General features: G+C 65.2%; 17 protein-coding genes. 2 read left to right on the forward strand and 15 right to left on the reverse strand.

The window, feature by feature from the left end:
- The first annotated feature begins 106 nt into the window (after nt 1-106).
- Both G6N35_RS00755 and G6N35_RS00760 read left to right on the forward strand, forming a co-directional pair.
- Nucleotides 107-1,021 carry a 1,4-dihydroxy-2-naphthoyl-CoA synthase gene (locus G6N35_RS00755; RefSeq protein ID WP_163802362.1) on the forward strand — a complete coding sequence of 305 codons (915 nt, stop codon included), beginning with the start codon at nt 107-109 and terminating at the stop codon, nt 1,019-1,021.
- Between the two features lie 118 nt (nt 1,022-1,139).
- A complete protein-coding gene (locus tag G6N35_RS00760; protein WP_163807385.1) occupies nt 1,140-2,246 on the forward strand; it encodes an NDMA-dependent alcohol dehydrogenase in 1,107 nt (368 codons plus the stop codon).
- A gap of 13 nt (nt 2,247-2,259) precedes the next feature.
- On the opposite strand, the gene G6N35_RS00765 is transcribed toward G6N35_RS00760, so the two are convergent.
- From G6N35_RS00765 to G6N35_RS00835, 15 genes are all read right to left on the reverse strand, one after another.
- Nucleotides 2,260-3,408 carry a LuxR C-terminal-related transcriptional regulator gene (locus tag G6N35_RS00765; RefSeq protein ID WP_163802363.1) on the reverse strand — a complete coding sequence of 383 codons (1,149 nt, stop codon included), beginning with the start codon at nt 3,406-3,408 and terminating at the stop codon, nt 2,260-2,262.
- Between the two features lie 8 nt (nt 3,409-3,416).
- The gene (locus tag G6N35_RS00770; protein ID WP_163802364.1) at nt 3,417-4,868 is read right to left on the reverse strand and encodes an aldehyde dehydrogenase; all 1,452 of its coding nucleotides are present in this window, start codon (nt 4,866-4,868) and stop codon (nt 3,417-3,419) included.
- A 146-nt stretch (nt 4,869-5,014) separates the two neighbouring features.
- Nucleotides 5,015-5,989, reverse strand: coding sequence for a PDR/VanB family oxidoreductase (locus tag G6N35_RS00775; protein WP_163802365.1), 975 nt, complete (start codon nt 5,987-5,989; stop codon nt 5,015-5,017).
- 10 nt (nt 5,990-5,999) lie between these two features.
- Nucleotides 6,000-7,337 carry a cytochrome P450 gene (locus G6N35_RS00780; protein WP_163802366.1) on the reverse strand — a complete coding sequence of 446 codons (1,338 nt, stop codon included), beginning with the start codon at nt 7,335-7,337 and terminating at the stop codon, nt 6,000-6,002.
- 124 nt (nt 7,338-7,461) lie between these two features.
- Nucleotides 7,462-7,788 (reverse strand): cytochrome c, encoded by a 327-nt coding sequence (locus G6N35_RS00785; RefSeq protein WP_163802367.1) that lies wholly within the window; start codon nt 7,786-7,788, stop codon nt 7,462-7,464.
- A 28-nt stretch (nt 7,789-7,816) separates the two neighbouring features.
- Nucleotides 7,817-8,617 carry an SDR family NAD(P)-dependent oxidoreductase gene (locus G6N35_RS00790; RefSeq protein WP_163802368.1) on the reverse strand — a complete coding sequence of 267 codons (801 nt, stop codon included), beginning with the start codon at nt 8,615-8,617 and terminating at the stop codon, nt 7,817-7,819.
- Between the two features lie 12 nt (nt 8,618-8,629).
- A complete protein-coding gene (locus tag G6N35_RS00795) occupies nt 8,630-9,430 on the reverse strand; it encodes an enoyl-CoA hydratase/isomerase family protein (RefSeq protein ID WP_246224156.1) in 801 nt (266 codons plus the stop codon).
- Nucleotides 9,430-10,236, reverse strand: a complete 807-nt coding sequence (locus G6N35_RS00800) for an enoyl-CoA hydratase/isomerase family protein (protein WP_163802369.1) — start codon at nt 10,234-10,236, stop codon at nt 9,430-9,432. Before G6N35_RS00800 ends, G6N35_RS00795 begins: the two co-directional genes overlap by 1 nt.
- 17 nt (nt 10,237-10,253) lie before the next feature.
- Nucleotides 10,254-11,030: an enoyl-CoA hydratase/isomerase family protein gene (locus G6N35_RS00805; protein ID WP_163802370.1), complete on the reverse strand. Its 777-nt coding sequence runs from the start codon at nt 11,028-11,030 to the stop codon at nt 10,254-10,256.
- Nucleotides 11,027-11,785 carry an SDR family NAD(P)-dependent oxidoreductase gene (locus tag G6N35_RS00810; RefSeq protein ID WP_163802371.1) on the reverse strand — a complete coding sequence of 253 codons (759 nt, stop codon included), beginning with the start codon at nt 11,783-11,785 and terminating at the stop codon, nt 11,027-11,029. The genes G6N35_RS00805 and G6N35_RS00810 overlap by 4 nt, the downstream gene beginning before the upstream one ends.
- A 31-nt stretch (nt 11,786-11,816) precedes the next feature.
- Nucleotides 11,817-12,761, reverse strand: coding sequence for a hydroxymethylglutaryl-CoA lyase (locus G6N35_RS00815; RefSeq protein WP_163802372.1), 945 nt, complete (start codon nt 12,759-12,761; stop codon nt 11,817-11,819).
- Nucleotides 12,758-13,984 (reverse strand): acetyl-CoA hydrolase/transferase family protein, encoded by a 1,227-nt coding sequence (locus G6N35_RS00820; RefSeq protein WP_163802373.1) that lies wholly within the window; start codon nt 13,982-13,984, stop codon nt 12,758-12,760. Before G6N35_RS00820 ends, G6N35_RS00815 begins: the two co-directional genes overlap by 4 nt.
- Entirely contained in the window at nt 13,981-15,183 is a 1,203-nt protein-coding gene (locus tag G6N35_RS00825; RefSeq protein ID WP_163802374.1) for a thiolase family protein, read from the reverse strand. The genes G6N35_RS00820 and G6N35_RS00825 overlap by 4 nt, the downstream gene beginning before the upstream one ends.
- Nucleotide 15,184: 1 nt before the next feature.
- Entirely contained in the window at nt 15,185-15,961 is a 777-nt protein-coding gene (locus tag G6N35_RS00830) for an SDR family NAD(P)-dependent oxidoreductase (RefSeq protein WP_163802375.1), read from the reverse strand.
- A complete protein-coding gene (locus G6N35_RS00835) occupies nt 15,961-17,127 on the reverse strand; it encodes an acyl-CoA dehydrogenase family protein (RefSeq protein ID WP_163802376.1) in 1,167 nt (388 codons plus the stop codon). Before G6N35_RS00835 ends, G6N35_RS00830 begins: the two co-directional genes overlap by 1 nt.
- Nucleotides 17,128-17,147 lie beyond the last annotated feature (20 nt).

A 17,147-nucleotide genomic window follows, 5' to 3' on the forward strand; every position in this document is an offset into this window, starting at 1 on the left:
CCAGAGTGTAATTGGTCCCGCGCTGGCTACGGAAATCATTCCTTCGTAAGAGGGATCTTTCGGGTGCCGGCGAACTTCTCCGCTGACAGGTCCTACCATATTGACCATGTCCCACAACCCATTTGACCAATCACTCTGGCGATCTGTCGAAGGCTTCGGCGACCTGACCGACATCACCTATCACCGTCATGTGCTTGACGGTGTACCCCAGCCGACGGTTCGGGTGGCTTTCGATCGACCCGAGGTCCGCAATGCATTTCGGCCGCACAGCGTCGACGAGCTCTACCGTGTTCTCGATCATGCCCGGATGTGGCCGGACGTGGGCGTCGTGCTGCTGACCGGAAATGGGCCGTCCCCCAAGGACGGCGGATGGGCATTCTGCTCAGGCGGCGATCAGCGCATCCGTGGACGTAGCGGATATCAATACGCGGCGGGGGAGACCGCGGACACCGTCGACGTTGCCCGGGCGGGACGGCTGCACATCATGGAGGTGCAGCGGTTGATCCGATTCATGCCCAAGGTGGTGATCTGCCTTGTCAACGGCTGGGCCGCTGGTGGTGGGCACAGTCTGCACGTCACGTGCGACCTTACGTTGGCCAGTCGTGAGCATGCCCGGTTCAAGCAGACCGACGCCGACGTCGGTAGTTTCGACGGCGGTTACGGCAGTGCGTATCTGGCCAAGCAGGTAGGTCAGAAGTTCGCCCGCGAGATCTTCTTTCTCGGTGAGCCCTACACCGCTGAGGAGATGCACCAGATGGGCGCGGTCAACCGAGTGGTAGACCACGCGGAACTGGAGAATGTGGGTCTGCAGTGGGCTGCCAAGGTCAACGGAAAGTCGCCTCAGGCCCAGCGGATGCTGAAGTTCGCATTCAATCTCCTCGATGACGGACTTGTCGGTCAGCAGATCTTCGCCAGTGAAGCTACGAGGTTGGCGTATATGACAGACGAGGCCGTCGAAGGCCGAGACGCCTTTCTCGAGAAGCGTGATCCGGATTGGAGTAGGTACCCCCGGTACTTCTGACGATTCCCTGGTGGTCAGCGGTAACACGGAAATCTGCCCGCAAATGACCCTTTCGGAAGATGTGCCGTCGTGGTGTCAGAGGTCACGATCTAGCCAGACCTAGGGAAAGGGTGTGGCTGTGCGGACGAAGGCTGCGGTGCTGTGGGAACTCGGAGGACAATGGGAGGTCGAGGAGGTCGAACTCGACCCTCCCAAGGCTGGCGAAGTGATGGTCAAGCTGACCGCCAGCGGTCTGTGTCATTCTGACCACCATTTGGTCACCGGCGACATCCCGGTGTCCTTGCCCTACGTGGGGGGCCATGAGGGCGCCGGAGTCGTCGCTGAGGTGGGGCCTGGCGTCACCGATGTGGCCGTAGGCGACTCGGTGGTGCTCAGCTTCCTGCCCGCCTGCGGCAAGTGTTCGCACTGTGCCCGCGGCATGACCAACCTGTGCGACCTCGGTGCCCAGATCATCCAAGGACCCCAGCTCGACGGTACCTATCGATTCCACGCCAAAGACAAAGGCCTTGGCCAGATGTGCCTGCTCGGAACGTTTTCCGAATACACGGTGGTGCCGATGGCGTCGGTGGTCAAGGTCGACGACGGCAGCCCGTTGGATCGGGCCGCGGTCATCGGATGTTGCGTTCCAACCGGTTTCGGCAGCGTGGTGAGGACGGCCGACGTCCGTCCCGGCGACGCCGTAGTGGTGATGGGCATTGGTGGTATCGGAGCCAACGCGCTACAGGGTGCCAAGAGCGCAGGCGCGCGGCACATCATCGCGATCGACCCAGTGGAATTCAAGCGCGAGCAGGCGAAGATTTTCGGCGCCACGCATGCGGTCGCCGACGTTCCCGAGGCCTTGGCTCTCATCACCGATCTGACCCGCGGGGTGATGGCCGATGCCTGCGTCATCACCACAGATACTGCGGAGAGCGCCTATATCGCCGAGGCCTTGAGCCTGGTCGGCCGCCGCGGCAAGGTCATTGTCACCGCGATCGGACACCCCACGGAATTGACCATGAGCGGCTCCCTGTTCGAGCTGACCCTCTACGAGAAGTCCATCCACGGATCGCTGTTCGGCTCCTCGAACCCGCGCCACGACATCCCCCGCTATCTGGAGATGTACAACCTTGGGGAACTCAAACTCGACGAGTTGATCACCCGTGAGTACCGCCTAGAGGACATCAACAAGGGTTATGACGACATGCTCGCGGGCCGCAATATCCGCGGTGTCATTCGATTTTGAGTGATGCGTCTCGTCAACCGGCGTGCGCGCCGGTTGACGAGATCATCCGATGGTAACGGGCGACTGCTTCAGTTCGGTTGGTGGCACCAAGCTTTCGCAGGATGTGCTTGACGTGTGACTTGACCGTGCCTTCGGTGACGAACAGCCCGGTGGCAATCTGGGCGTTTGTTTTGCCGGAGGCCAAGTTTCGCAGTACGTCCCACTCGCGAAGAGTGAGCCGATCACCGCGATCGTCGATCAGCATGCGGGGGTGTACCGGGTCGTCGACAGACTCCAGATTGAGGGCGGCGGTATCCACTACGTCAGCGGTGAAATCATCGGCGATCGCCCGTACCCCGGCGACGTAGTCTGATGTCGCCTGGCGCACCGCTTGCAGTCGCTCCATCAGCTGTGCCCGCTCGATTGCGAGGCCCAGGCCCTCGGCGTACGTGCCGAGAATGCACCGGTCGAACTCGTCCACCTCGCTGTCCCCATCACGGTCGGCATGGATCATCGCCACCGGCTCACCCCAGGCGAGTACCGGGGCGGCGACGTAACTTGTGGTGCCGCTGAATTTGATGAACTCGGTGTGGACCCGTGGATTGGTTTGCGGATCGGATATCACTATCGGTACGCCCCGACGCACCATTTCGCTCTCGAGCAGCGGGCCGTTGAGCCGGCGGGGGTGCGTTCGGCCGATCTCCACCAGAGCCCCGCCGAACTCGGGATCGTCGATGGCGAAGCCGGAGCGGGCGAGCCAGGTGCCTTCTTCGATTCGGGAGAACAAGGCCCGGCGGAAGCCGATCCGACGCACCTCGACCGGTGCGCGCTCGGCAAGAGCGGAGGCCGATGGAGCGTTGCGAAGGGCGGAGACGGCTTCGCGGGTTCCGGTCGCGACGTCCACCCGCCGTTGCAGGAGTGCGTCCTTGACATCAACTTGGACGGCAACGGATTTCAGCATCAGAGCGGTAGCTTGAGCCGCCGACGCCCGCTCCTGCTCATCCGCCAGACGCTCGGCCAGCGCACATCGGGCCGAATTCAACGCGCTGTCGCTGGTGTTGAGGTCCCAGTCCAACGGAACGGCCAGGCCGCCGTCGGCGAGCAAAGCCGCAGCGGCGCTGATGATTTCGCGAGTGCGCTCGACGCATTCGGTAACGTCGGTCTGCGGCTGTTCGGTTGTCATGGTCCTCCTCACTGGGCCGGCGGCAGGTAGATCGTCTTGTAAACCTGGAATGCGGCAAGGCCCTCAGGTCCCAGTTCGCGGCCCATACCGCTGTCCTTGACCCCACCGAACGGGGCGACCGGTTCGTTGACGTAGTGGTTGACACCGACGGTGCCCGAGCGGACCTTACGCGCCACGTTGGCGGCGCGTGCACTGTCGGACGACCACACTGAACCGCCCAGTCCGTAGACGCTGTCGTTCGCGATGGAGATGGCCTCGGCCTCGTCGGAATAAGGGATGACCGACAGTACCGGCCCGAAGATTTCTTCGCGGGCGATTACGGCATTGTTGTCGACGTCGGCGAAGACCGTCGGTTCCACGAACCAGCCGCGGCTCATACCGGCCGGCCGGGCACCTCCGGTGGTCAGGCGCGCCTCCTGCTTGCCCTTGGCGATGTATCCCTCTACCCGCTCACGTTGCCGTCTGGACACCAGGGGGCCAATCTTGGTTGCGGGGTCGAGTGGATCGCCGATGGTCAGTTCGCTCGCCAGGGCGGTGATGGTGTCGACGATGTCGGCGTAGCGGTTGCGCGGTGCCAGGACGCGGGTGTTCAGCCAGCAGATCTGACCGTTGTTGAGCAGTGTCGCTCCGAAAAACGATTCAATGGAACCGGCGATGTCGGCATCGTCGAGCACGATGGCCGCAGACTTCCCGCCCAGCTCCAGGGTCACCGGCCGCAGGAGACGGCCGCAGGTTTCGGCGATGGCACGGCCGGCCACCGTGGACCCGGTGAAGGACACCTTGTCGACGCCGGGATGGGCGACCAGGTAGGCGCCGACGTCGCGACCGCCGGGAACCACATTGAGCACCCCAGGTGGCAGGCCTGCCGCAGCAGCTGCCTCGGCCATCAGGAAGGCGTCGAGAACAGTTTCCTCCGCCGGCTTGAGGACCACCGTGCAGCCGGCGGCCAGTGCCGGGGCGATCTTGAGGAACGAAATACCCTGCGGGACGTTCCACGGCACGATCGCTCCGACTACCCCGATCGGCTGGCGTGAGACCAACGCGGTGCCGCCGAGCATGCCGGCTCGCTCCTCCTCGATTGGGGCGCCATTCATCACCTCGCTGTAGTAGCGCAGCAGCAGCGGGGGGAAGCCGGCCTCGAACTGTTGAGCCAGCCAGATGGGCATGCCGTTCTGCATGGAAACCCGGGCCGCGGTTTCCGGGCCGCGGGCCTCGAGTTCGGCGGCGAACTTCTCCAGCACCTCGGCGCGCAGTTTGGGATGCCAGGTGGACCAGCCGTCCGGGTCGTCGAACGCCGCGCGGGCTGCCGCGACCGCGGCGTCGATGTCAGCCTCACTACCACGCGGTACCGAACCGATGATGTCTTCGGTGCTGGGCGACTGCACATCGATCGTCGCCGACGTGGCCGCATCGCGCCAGTGGCCGCCGATGTAGAGCTGGCGGTAGTCAATCGGTGACATCCAGTACCTCCTGGGCTGCATTGTGATCGCTGTCACGCAATACTGTCCCAGAAACTGGTCGAGATTTCAATTGTTATTATGGTTAGGCCAAAACGGGATAGAAGATGCCGTCGCGGCGACATACCAGCACCCGGTCGGAGAGGTGTTTACAGATCGAGCACGAGCTTCTCGGTGCGAGAACGCGAGACGCAGATCAGCATGACCTCACCGGTCTCTCGCTGCTGCGCATCGAGCACCGAATCGCGGTGATCGGCGACGCCCTCGACGATGCGCGCCTCACAGCTTCCGCACACACCCTCATAACAGCTGGTGGTGATCGAGACGCCCGCTGCTTCGACGAGATCCAGGATCGTGTCGTCCTCCGACACATCGAGCGTGACACCCGAACGTTGGCACACCACTGTGAACCGGCTGAGCGGATTGGCTTGCTGATCGATCGCGGGCGCCTTGGCCGCGAACCGTTCGATGTGCAGGGAGCCTTCCGGCCAATGGGCGCAGCGCTCCTCGACCGCCGTCAGCAGCGCCTCTGGTCCACAGCAGTAGATCAGGGTGCCTTCCTCTGAACTACCCAGCAGCGCATCCAGATCCAGCAGGCCATGTTCATCCTGCGGCCAGACGGTGACCCGATCGGGATAACGGTTCGCCAAGTCGTCCGCGAACGCCATTGAGGCCCGTGTGCGCCCACCGTAGAGCAGCGTCCAGTCGCCCCCGGCACGTTCGACGCTTTCGGCCATCGCCATGATCGGGGTGATGCCGATGCCACCGGCGATGAACCGGTAGCGCCCGGCGTCGACCAACGCGAAGTGGTTCCGCGGTCCCCGGACCTGTACAGACCGACCCTCGTGGAGCGTGTCGTGCACGTACTGTGAGCCACCCCGGCTGTTCGGGTCCAGTAGCACCGCCACCCGCCATGTGGTCGAGTCGCTGGGATCGCCACATAACGAATACTGGCGGGTCAGGCCGTCAGCGAGGATGAGGTCGATGTGGGCGCCGGGGTGCCACCGGGGCAGCTCTTGGCCGTCAGGATGGACGAGGTCCAACACCACGACGCCCTCGGCAGGGGCGCCGCGGTGCTGGACGATCAGGTCCGCGGTGTATTCGTGAACGCTGGCTGTGGACATATTTTCCCGGTCAGGACACCTGCACCGTCGCGGGAAGGTGCTTGAGGCCGCCCACGAAGTTGGTGTGCGTGACACTGCCCGGACCCAGCACCTCGATGGAGTTCAGTCGGGGCAGCAGCTGCTCGAACATCACCCGCAGTTCCAGCTTGGCCAGGTGCTGCCCGACGCACGTGTGCGGGCCGAACCCAAAGGCCATGTGGTTGTTGGGGTTACGGTCGATGTCGAACCGGTCGGGATCGGTGAACAGCTCCTCGTCGCGGCAGGCCGACTGGAACAGCGGCATGATCCGGTCGCCCTTCCTGATGAGCTGGCCATTGAGTTCGTAGTCCTGCTCCGCGCGGCGCATGAAGTGCTTAACGGGCGCGACGTAGCGCAGACCTTCCTGAATGAGCTTGCCGATCAGGTCCGGGTCCGCTTTCACCCTGGCCAGGACGTCCGGATGCAGGGCCAACTGCTGCAGCGTCCCGGCCAGGGTCGCCGAGGTGGTGTCGTGGCCAGCTGTGCAGATGGCCATGAACCAACCGTATGCATACGGGGCCGGCCAATACTCACCGTCCGGCGTCTTGGCCAGCGAGATCAGGGTGGCCAGATCATCGCGCGGGTTGGCACGCCGGTCTTCGACGAGGACGTCGAAGTACTTGTAGAAGCTCTGCACGGTGGCGGCGAACTGCTGGGCCATCGCTTCGGGGGTGACCTCGACGTCGACGTTCTCGGTCTGGTGCTCGGGGTCGGCTGTGCCGAAGAACTCCTGGGTGAGCGCCATCATCTGCGGTTCGTCGGAGGACGGTACCCCGAGCAGCGTCATGATCACGTGTAGTGGGTAGCCGAGCGCCCAGTCGTCGACGAGGTCGATCTGCTTGCCGCCGGCTGACAGATTCTTGAGTTTATCGATGGCCTCGTTGGCCAGGTCCCGGGTCTGGCCCTCGAGGGCCTTGAGCCGGCCCGGCTTGAAGTAGTCGAAGACGATGTTCTTGACGGTGGTGTGCTCGGGGGGATCGAGGAACGGGAGTGCGTCCATCAACCGCAGGCTGCCGCCCAGGAGGCTCTTGGTGAACTCGTCGCCGGCCTGGTTGGCCAAGATGGGGTTATGCGCCCCGGGGTCGGCGCCGCCGCCGGCGGAGAACACCTCCGGCTGCAGGCTCTCCACCTCCTGAATGTCGGAATACTTGCTGACCAGCCACAACGGGTCGTAACCCTCGACCACCGCCTTGCCTACCGGCATGTTGTCGCGCATCCACTTGTAGGCCGCGTAGAGCGAAGGAAGGTCGGCGTGACCTTCCGGGAGCACGATCCGGCGGGCGATCTCGTCCGGGAGAACGGCTTCCCGGGTGTCCTGGACGGTTGTCACTTCAGTCCTCTTTCCGACGTGGTCGTTGTTGGTTGATGCGTGACCCAAGTCTCACCGGTCTGTCGGGCCTCCGCGTCACCACTAGGTGGCGTCATTGCTCCCGCTTTCGGGGGGTATTGCCCCGCTACTCCGGGCAGCCCGCGTCGATCCATGCGACGACGCGATCGATGTCCTCGTCAGAGATCGGGTCTAGGTAGGCGGGCATCCGCATGATGCTGGCCCCGTCCGGCGCCGGTTCGAGGTCGGACCCGAACGGTGCGACGCCCCGCAGCGACTTCACCAGATTGGATTCGGCGCCGTCGCCGAGGGTCACCAGCTTGCGGCCGCCCACCTTCATCGCGACGAAGCGGTCTCGGGTGACACCACGCCAAAACGGACCGTGAGAGGACACGTCGGCGTCCGGGCCACCGACCGAGCGGTCCAGGATGTCGATGACGTCGGTGAACTTCATGGTTTCCAACCCTTCGTGTCTGTGGCGGTCAGGCCGCCGAGATGCCGCCGTTGACGCTGATCGCTTGCCCGGTCAGCTTCCCGGCCGCAGGACTGCACACGAACACCGCCAGGGCGGCGATGTCGTCGGCGTCGGGCACACCGAGGGTGGCCTGCTTGGCGGCGCTGGCGAAGAGCTTCGCGCTGAACCCCTCGCCGGTCGTGATCCGCTCGGTGGAGGCGGTGCCGTAGACCAGCGACGGTGTCAATGCGTTGGCCCGGATGCCGTGGCGCTTCTCCTCGATGGCGATGGTGCGGGTGAACATGACGATCGCGGCTTTGGCGGCGCCGATCATCGCCTCGCCGGGGGTGGGGGTCTTCGCGGCGTCGGAGGCGACGTTGACGATGACGCCGCCCTTGCGGGCGCGCATGCCGGGCAGGACCGCACTGGCCATATGCATGGCAGGAGTGGCCATTTCGGTGAGTATGCGGCTGATCTCGGTTGCCGGGATGTCTTTGAACAGCTCCGGTGCGATGCCGTCGGCGGCGGTGGTGCACATCATGATGTCGATGGCGCCCAGCAGCCGCTCGGCCTGGGCTGTCAGATCTGCGGCCGCCGCCGGATCCAGCGGGCTGCCGGCCAGGAAATGTGCCTCGGCGCCCAGTTCGCGCAGTGCAGCGGCGGCAGCTTCACCGCGCTCCACAGTGCGGCCGACGATGACGATCCGGGGCACCCCGGCCTTGGCGAGGGCACGGGCGGTGGCCAGTCCGATACCGGCCGTGCCGCCGATGATGAGCGCGCCGCACTCGGTGAGATCCTTGGGCGACGGCAGTGTCGTTTCAGTGCTCATGTGAGCTCCGATCTAGAGGGTGGTCCGGACGACCGCTTGGCTGCGATTCTCGAGTTCGAGTGCCCGAGCGAACGAGTCGATCTCGGCATTGCGGATCAGCGAGTTCTTGGTGGCGCGGATGCCCTCGGCGCCGTTGGTGCTGATGTGCTCGGCCAGTTCGATGGCCGCCGAGACGATCTCTTCGCCCTCGACCGGCACGATCCGGTTGGCCAGCCCCAGCTTCACCGCCTCGACGGCCTTGACAGTGCGCCCGGTGAAGGAGATCTCCGCAGCTCGGGCCGGACCGATGAGTCGCGCCAGGTGCCAGGAAGCGCCCAGCTCGCCGATCGACAGTCCGATCCGCACGAAGCCGGCGCTGAAACTCGCTGCGGGAGTGGCTAGTCGGATGTCGGCAGACAGCGCCAGAGATAGACCGCCGCCGGCGGCAGGTCCACTGACCGCGGCGATGACCGGATAGGGCAGCGAGCGTAGACCCGATGTCCCGGCTGACGCGGTGTCGACCAACTCGTTGAACTCGGGGATGGTCATCGTCGCGATGGCCTGGACCTCGTTCAGGTCGAAACCGGTGCAGAAGGTTGACCCTCCTGCACCGGTGACAATCAGGGCACGCAGCGGCGCCTTTCGCAAAGTGTTTGCATACCAGGCGATTTCGCCGAACATCTCCACGGTCTGGGAGTTACCGCGTTCTGGGCGGTTGACGGACATGACGGCGATTCCGGGTCGTGGCTCGGCGATGGTGAGCGTTTTGGCCTGGCCGAGTTCGGCGCAGACGTCGGCCATGGTCCGCATGGCGACCCGGTTCCAGGCCGACATCAGCGCCCCGTGAACTGCGGAGCGCGCTTGTCCCGGAAGGCTGCCAACGCCTCGGGCATGTCCGCACACCGGGTCAACAGGGCTTGCCCGCGGCTCTCCAGTTCCAGCGCTGCGGCGAACGAACCGATCTCGAGGTTTGACTGCAGTGCGCGTTTGGACAGTGTGATGCCGCCGGGAGAGTTGGCGCAGATCTGGTCGGCCATGGCCAGTGCACGGTCGATCAAGTCATCGCCACCGGTGACGAAGTTGAGCAGCCCCAGCCGTTCTGCCTCCTCAGCGTGGACCATCCGGCCGCTGAAGCAGATCTCGGCGGCTTGAGCCGGCCCGATCAGCCGAGGCAACAACCACGACACACCGAGATCCCCGGCGGAGAGCCCGATCTTGACGAAGGCCGCGTTGAATCTCGCCTTCGGTGATCCCAACCGGATGTCGGCCATCAGGCTCAGGGCTAGCCCACCCCCAGCGGCGGCGCCGTTGACCGCGGCGATGACGGGAACCGGCAGAGCCCGTATTGCGGTCAGTGCGCGCGCGGCGCGATCCTGACGTTCCAACATGCCCAGTGGGGACAGCTCGGGCAGGCCCTCGGCGTCGTCGAGGTCGTATCCGGCGCAGAAGGCGTCACCCGCCCCGGTGAGGATGACCACCCGAACGGCGCCGTCACTGTTCAGATCTCGTGCCACGCGTTCGAGCTCGTCGAACATGGCGACGGTCATGGCGTTGAAGCGACTGGGACGATTCAGCGTCACCAGAACGACACCGTCCGCGGGTTGCGAAACGACGAGGGTCTGGTGGGTGGATGCAGTCATCGTGAGTGCTCCTGTTGTCAGGCGAAGTTGGGCGGCCGCTTGTCGACGAATGCGCGCAAACCTTCTGCGGCCTCGCCGAGTTCAAACAGGGCTTGGATCTGCTCGACCTCGTACCGGAGGCCGGCTGCCAGCGGCAGGTCGAAGGCCGCGTCGACGGTGCGGACCACCGCTTGCTGCGCTGGTGCCGATGCGGCGCACAATTCGCCGGCCAGGTCGCGGGCGGCACTCAGGGCTGCGCCCGCGGGCACCAACCGGTCGACGAGTCCGATCCGGAGCGCTTCGGTGCCCTCGACCTGACGGCCGGTCAGCATGATGTCCAGTGCTGCACCGCGACCCACCAGCCGGGGGAGTCGCTGGGTGCCGCCGGCGCCGGGGATCAGTCCGAGTTTGACCTCGGGCAGGCCGAGTTTTGCTTCCGCACCCGCCACCCGAAGCGTGCAGGCCATCGCAAGCTCCAGACCGCCGCCCAGCGCGAGTCCCTCGATCGCGGCGATGGACAGCGCGGGGTGCGCGGCGAGTCGGTCCAGACCTGATCGCAGGGTGTCTCCATAGGCGCGAAACGATGCTGCGTCCACTGTCGTCATGTGCTTGATATCGGCTCCGGCGGCAAAGAGACCGGGCAGCTCCGAGGACAGAATGAGGACCTTGGGTGCCGAGGCGTCCGCTTCGTCCAGCGCCGAGTGCAGGCCGTCGACGATCACCGGTCCTAGAGCATTGGCGGGCGGCCGGTTGAGCATGATGTGCAGCACCGGACCGTCCGTCGTCCAGGACACCGCGGGGTTCTGGACGCTCATGCCATGGTCAATCCGCCGCTGACCGACAGTGTCTGGCCGGTGATGTACTCGGCGGCGTCAGAGGCGAAAAAGGCGACGGCCGCGGCGACGTCGGTGGGTGTGCCCAGCCGCTTCATCGGCACCGATCGGGCCATGCCGCCGATGACCTTGTCGGCGTCTTCACCGGAGCTGTCGGCGAACTTGCGCAGGGCAGGTGTGTCGGTGGGACCGGGGCAGACGGTGTTGGCAGTGACACCCTTGGTGGCGACCTCGCGCGCGAGCGTCTTGGTGAAGGCGATGATCCCGCCCTTGGCGCCGGAGTACACCGCCTCCAGCGATGAGCCGACCCGCCCCGCATCTGAGCCGATGTTGATCACCCGACCGAAGCCGCGCTCCACCATGCCGGGCACCACCGTGTGGCACACCCGCAGCGCACCTTTGAAATTGATGTCCAGGATCTTGTCCCAGAAGTCCTCGGTGGTCTTGAGGAACGGCATGAAGTCGTCCCATCCGGCGTTGTTGACGATTACGTCGATGTCGCCGAAGCCGGCGGCGACCTCCGTCACCGCTTCGCGGACCGAGGCGGTGTCGGTGACGTTGATCGGTACCGCGAGTGCCTGGCCACCGGCGGCGATGATACGGGCAGCGGTTTCCTTGGCTGCGTCAAGATTGAGATCGGCGATGGCGACCTTGAAGCCGTGCGCGCCAAGTGTCTCGGAGATGCCGCCGCCGATGCCCTGGGCGCCGCCGGTGACGAAAGCGACTCGAGAAGTCATGGTTGTCTTTGCCTTTCAGATATCGGTTGGGTCAATGGCAGGAGGGGCCGTCGGGGTCGGGGCTCCAGTCCACCGGACCGGCCACGATGCAATGGCTGGTGAGCTTTCGGCCCAGGACCTGTTGGGCGGCGCGGGCGGCGCCGATCACCGCAGCAAGGTTGACCCCGGTGTCGACGCCCATCTCGTGAAACATGTTGATCAGGTCTTCGGTCGCGATGTTTCCGGTTGAACCCGCGGGCACCGGGCAGCCCCCCAGTTCCCCGAAGCTCGATTCGAAGCTGGTGCAGCCGGCCTGCAGCGCCGCATAGGCATTGGCCAGACCCTGGCCGCGGGTGTTGTGGAAGTGGGCGGTCACTTCGATACCGGGCAGCCGCTCGATGGCCGCGGAGAAGATGTCGAATACGTAGGCAGGGTGCGCCATTCCGGTGGTATCGCCGAAGCCGATCTCCCGGCAGCCGGCGGCCGCGAACTGTTCGGCGATCTCCAGGGTGCGCTCCATGGGGACCTTGCCTTCGAACGGGCAACCGAAAGCGGTGGCGATCACGGCGGTGGGCTTGAGGTCTTCGGCGTCGATACGCTTGGCCAGAATCACGTTGTCGGCCATCGACTCGTCGATGAACCGGTTGACGTTGCGCTTGTTATGGGTTTCGGATGCACTGACGAACAGGGCGACCTCATGAAACCGCTCCCGCACCCGCAGCGCATTGTCCAGCCCGCGGCTGTTGGGTACCAGGACGGTCAGCGAGACATGTTCGGGGATGTCTATTCCGTTGAGAACCTCGACGGCATCCGACAGTTGGGGGATGACGTCGGGCCGCACGAAACTGGCGACTTCGATCCGGTCCAGGCCTGTCTGCCCCAACTGGTTGATCAGCCTGATCTTGTCGGCGGTACTGATCACCTCCGGTTCGTTCTGGAAGCCGTCCCGTGGACCCACTTCCCGGATATGGGCTCTGCCGGGGAGTTTCGAACTCATATCTGACTGACCTCCTTGTCCAGCTCGTCTCGGAATTCCGGTGCCGCGACGCCGATGAGCCGTCGCGTTCTTTCGGCGATGCTGCACCCGCGAAGGTGGGCTGCTCCGTGTTCGGTCACGATGGCGTCCACATCGGCGCGTGCCGTCGTGACGATGCCGCCGTCGAGGCGCGGCTTGATCGTGGAACAGCCGCGGAAAGTCGAGCGCATCGCGATGATCGAACGCCTACCGGTCAGCGCCGCGGCTCGGGTGAAGTCCACCTGGCCACCGACCGCGCCGACGTACACCCCGCGGCTGACCTCCGCACCAACCTGTCCCGAGAGGTCGACTTCGACGGCGAAGTTGATCGAGACCAGTGAGGCGAGTTGTGAGAGCACCTGGGGGGAATGGGTGTAGCTGGTCGGCAGGAATCGCACTGGCAGTTCGGAGATGCCGGCGTAAAGCTGTGCCGACCCAAGCGCGGTGCCCACGACGACGAGCCCGGCATCGAGCTCCTTGCGTCTTCCGGTGACCACTCCCTCGGTCACCAGGCGCATCAGGCCGTCGGTGATCATTCCGGTGTGAAAGCCCAGATCCTGATGCCCGGCAAGGGAGTCCAGGACCGCGGAGCCCAGCGATCCGACGCCGAGCTGAACGGTGTCACCATCCTCGACCAGCTCGGCGATGTGGGCGGCGATCCGGCGGTCGACATCGTCGGGTTCGCGCGACGGATCCTCGGGCAGCGGGCGATTCGTGGTGATGGTGGCGGCGAAGCGTTCCAACGGTATTCGGTCCGAGCCGATGGTGGCCGGCATCTGCTCGTTGATCTCGGCGATGAGCACCGGCGTGTGCGGCACCGCGTCCGCGACGTAGTCGACGCCGATGCCCAACGAACACCGCCCGTCTCGATCGGGGGCCGACACCTGAACCAAGCCGACATCGCGCGGAAGGTGGTGTTCGGCGAACATCCGGGGCAGCGCCGAGTAGTGACAGGGCACCACATCGAGGCGGCCGGTGCGACTCAGTTCGCGCAGTTCTCCGAGTCCGCCGTAGGAGACCATCGACACCCTCGCCGGCATCGTGACGGCGAGTTGGTCGTTCCACGACAATCCGGTGAACGTACGGATCGGCCCGATGAGATCGTTCTGGGCGATGAGCGCGTCCACCAATGGCCGGGGCTCGGCAGCTGCCTGGCCCCACCAAACCCCGTCGCCGCGCGAGAGGAACTCGGCGAACGCGATCAAGTGGCTACCCGCTGCAGCAGCGTTCCGGTACCGAGTCCACCGCCACAGCACATGGTGACCAGACCCAGATCTGCTTCGCGCCGTTCGAGTTCGGCGACCAGGGTGGCGACCAACCGGGCACCGGTGGCCCCGACAGCATGACCGAGCGCGATCGCTCCGCCGTTGACGTTGACCCGGTCGGGGTCCGCTTTCAGTTCCCGCTGCCACGCCAGCACCACCGAGGAGAACGCCTCGTTGACCTCGAACAGATCTATGTCGTCTACGGTCAAACCGTTGCGGTCCAGCAGTTTTCGGGTCGCTGGTATGGGCCCGGTCAGCATGATGATCGGATCGACCCCGACGGTGGTCTGGTCGATGATGCGGGCTCGGGTCACCAGCCCGTGCCGTTGCGCGGCCTCGGCCGAACACAACAGCACGGCCGCGGCGCCGTCCGAGATCGGCGAGGAACTCCCGGCGGTGATCCGTCCACTGTCCGGGCGAAACGCCGGCTTCAACCCGGCAAGCGTGTCGACTGTGGTGCCGGGACGAACACACTGGTCGCTGGAGCGCAACTCTCCGTCCAGCGTCATGGTGACCATCTCGGCAGCGAACCGACCCTCGTTGATCGCTTCGGTAGCCAATTGGTGTGACCGGACAGCAAATTCGTCTATCTCGCCGCGCCCGATGCCCCAGCGCTCGGCGATCAGTTCGGCGCTTTCGCCCTGGTGGACGAAGGCGTAGAGCTCCCGCAGTTCCGATGGCCAGGGATCGCCGTAGAGCTCGCTGATCTTGCCCGGTGAGTCGATCGGGACGTGACCCATGTGTTCCACGCCGCCGGCGATCACGATGTCGTGGGTACCGGACGCGATGAGGGCGGCGGCCATCTCGATGGCGGTCTGGGCGGAACCGCATCTCCGGTCCAGCACTGTGGCGGGTACCTCGGGCGGGTAGCCGGCCTGTAGCCAGGCGTTGCGCCCGATATTGCGGGATTGCTCGCCAAACGGCGCCGTGCAGCCGATGATCAGATCGTCCACGACGGCCGGGTCGATCCCGCTGCGGGCTATCAGGTCGGTATAGCACGCGGCCAGCATCGTGTTGGGATGTACGTCGCGGAACCAGCCGCGTTCGGGATGAGATCGACCGATTGGGGTGCGCACCGCCTCGGCGATGAAGACCGGCCGGCCGTAGCGGGTGAAGGGTCCTTCGACGTCGATGGCCATCTCAGATCACCGTTCCACCGTCGACCGGCAACACTTGGCCGGTGATGTAGGAGGCCGCATCGGATGCCAGGAACACGAAACTGGGAGCGATCTCCTCCGGAGTTGCCCAGCGGCCCAGAGGAATACGGGCCAACGTCTTGGCGGCGAGTTTCTCATTCGAGCGGATGTTCTCGGTCATCGCGGTGGCCGCCAGTGGTGCCACCGCGTTGACTGTCACCGAATCGCGGGCCAACTCGCGTGCCAACGACTTGGTCAGCCCGACGATCCCGGCCTTGGCGGCGCCGTAGTTGACCTGCCCGATGGTTCCGGTCAATCCGGCAGCCGAGGTGACATTGATGATCCGCCCGGTGCCGTCGCCGGCGAGCACTTGTTGCGCGGCGTGACTGCACAGGAAGCTGCCGACGAGGTGGATATCCACGATCCGGCGGAACGTTTCCTCGGTCTGGTCGGCGAGCATCGCCGGGGCGATCGCGCCTGCATTGTTGACCAGCACGTGCAACGTCCCGCCCACCAGTGCGGCGGCCCGGCCGGTGGCCTCCGTTGCCGCCGAGGCATCGCGGACGTCGAAGCCGAAGGACTCGGCCCGGCCACCTGATGCAGTGATCGTGGTAGCGACGGCGGCAGCGGCGTCCTGGTCGACATCAGTGACCAGGACAGCGGCCCCGGCCGCGGCGAATGCCTGCGCGACGGCCGCGCCGAGGCCGCCGCCCGCCCCGGTCACCAGCGCCGAGCGGCCGTCCAACCGAAATGCGGCCGCCAGTCGTTCCGGAGTTGTCATCAGTAGCTCCTGGGCATGCCCAGGACATGCGAGCCCAGGTAGTTCAGGATCATCTCTTGGCTGATCGGGGCGATGCGGGTCAGTCGGGCCTCGCGGAAGTAGCGCGCGACGTGGTACTCCTCGGAGTAACCCATCCCGCCATGCGTCTGCAGTGCGCGGTCGGCGGCGTCGAATCCGGCTTCCGCGCACAGATATTTGGCCGTATTCGCCTCGCGTCCACAGGGTTTGCCCTGGTCGTAGAGCCAGGTTGCCTTGCGCAGCATCAACTCCGCGGCATCGAGCTTGGCCAGCGAGTCGGCCAACGGGAACTGGATGCCCTGGTTCATCCCGATCGGCCTGCCGAACACCTCCCGTTCGTTGCCGTAGCGGACGGCCGCGCGCAGAGCGGCCCGGCCGATTCCGAGCGCTTCGGCGGCGATCAGGCAGCGTTCCGGGTTCAGGCCGTCGAGGATGTATTTGAATCCCTCGCCCTCTTCGCCGACACGGTCCTCGACCGGAATCTCGAGCCCGTCGATGAACAGTTCATTGGAACTCACCGCATTGCGCCCCATCTTGGGGATCGGCCTGACGTCGACCTTGGTGCGGTCCAGATCGGTGAGGAACAACGTCAGGCCGTCGGTCTTGCGGGGGGAGTCTTCGAATTTGGTTGTGCGCGTCAGCAGGAGGATCTTCTCCGACTCCATCGCCTTGGAGATCCAGACCTTGCGTCCGTTGACGATGTAGCGGTCACCGTCGCGTTTGGCGAAGGTGGTGATCCGGGTGGTGTCCAGGCCGGCGCCCGGCTCGGTGACGCCGAAGCAGACGTGCAGATCGCCGTTGACGATGCGGGGCAGGGTGCGAGCCTTGAGTTCTTCGGAGCCGTGCAGGATCACCGGGTGCATGCCGAAGATCGACATGTGGATCGAGCTCGCGCCGTTCATCCCGGCGCCGGACGCGGCGACCTCTTCGAGAAGCAGGCACGCCTCGGTGATGCCGTAGCCGTGTCCGCCGTACTCCTCGGGTGTCGTGATGCCCAGCCAGCCGCCGTCGGCGAATGCGTCGTAGAACTCCTGCGGGAACTCGTGGCTGTGGTCCTTGGTCATCCAGTAGTGGTCATCGAACTTTCCAGCCAGTTCGGCCACGGCTGAACGGATGGTCTGCTGATCGTCGGTGAGTTCGAAGTCCACGGTGACACTCCAGGTAGGGG

It is taken from the genome of Mycolicibacterium anyangense, assembly GCF_010731855.1.
Lineage (GTDB): Bacteria > Actinomycetota > Actinomycetes > Mycobacteriales > Mycobacteriaceae > Mycobacterium > Mycobacterium anyangense.